At 60.0% G+C, this 1221-nt stretch carries 1 protein-coding gene; it reads left to right on the top strand.

Annotated elements, in window-relative coordinates:
* The first annotated feature begins 251 nt into the window (after positions 1-251).
* Positions 252-1199, top strand: coding sequence for an IS110 family transposase (locus tag CRO06_RS19760; protein ID WP_097059224.1), 948 nt, complete (start codon positions 252-254; stop codon positions 1197-1199).
* Positions 1200-1221 lie beyond the last annotated feature (22 nt).

The following is a 1221-nucleotide window of genomic DNA, read 5'->3' as shown; positions in this document are numbered from 1 at the left end:
ATTCGCTTGCAGGCAAGCTTGTATGTTGGCGTGGCAAGTCGATAGTAGGCAGAGAGACTTGTCGGGGTGGCGGGACCTAGGCAGCTTCTGACCCCTTCGGGTACAGACCGTGGGAGAAATGACCCCACCCCGCACCTACAAGCGCCGATAAGGAATCCATCAGGCTGAGCGCCCCTCAGACCGACGATATGAGCAAGCCTGCGTTTGGTGCGCCCCGACAAGCCCTTTCACACTAACGAGAGGGCAACACCATGGCAATGCATGTTATCCCCAACCGGATCGGTGTCGACGTCGCCAAAGACGAGTTGGTCCTTTATGACCCAACGACCGATCAGATCTTCGCCCTTCCCAACACCAAAACCGCCATCCGGCGCTGGCTCAAGGGGCTTCCTCAGAATACCCACATAGCGCTGGAGGCCACTGGGATTTATCACCTGGAACTGGCCGAACAGGCCCATGCCGCGGGCCACACCGTCTTTATCATCAACGGCTACCAGTTGAACCATTACCGGGAAAGTATGGGAAGACGGGCCAAAACCGATGCCAGCGATGCCCGACTGTTGGCGGACTATCTGGAAGCAAACCAACGACGATTGCAGCCCTGGACGCCCCCGCCAAAGGCCTATTGCACCTTACAACGCCTCTTGCGCCGACGCGCCACCTTGGTCCAGGCCCGCGTTGCGCTGCAGCAAAGCTGGAAGGATGAGGGCTCCCTGAAAGCCCTGATCAAACCGGTGCTGGCGCATATGGACCGCCTTGATCAGGCCCTCCAGAAACGACTACGGCTGGCCCTTCGCGAGGCCGGGTTGCAAGCGGAGCGGGCCCGCTGCCAAGCCCTGGAAGGGGTGGGCGAGCTAACCGCCACCGCGCTGGTCATGGCCTTCCAGCGCGGCGACTTCAGAACCAGTGATGCCTTCATCGCCTTCCTGGGACTGGATCTGAGGGTGCGTCAATCCTCCAAGCGAGAACAGCGACGACGGTTGACCAAACGGGGCGATGCCGAGGTCCGAAGGCTCCTGCACAATGCCGCCATGGCCGCCTGTCATAGCCCGCGATGGCATCGAGTCTACGAGGGCTATCTGCAGCGAGGGCTGAAGAAAACCCAGGCCCTGGTCATTCTCGCCCGCAAACTCGCTCGCATCGCCTTCGCCCTGATGAAGCACAAAACCACCTACCAATCGGAGACCCAAATCGCTTGATCTCCAACATAGAATCTCCCAC

The sequence above is a fragment of the Alloalcanivorax xenomutans genome (assembly GCF_900217905.1).
Classification (GTDB): domain Bacteria; phylum Pseudomonadota; class Gammaproteobacteria; order Pseudomonadales; family Alcanivoracaceae; genus Alloalcanivorax; species Alloalcanivorax xenomutans.
This window is presented reverse-complemented; position numbering and strand designations above follow the sequence as displayed.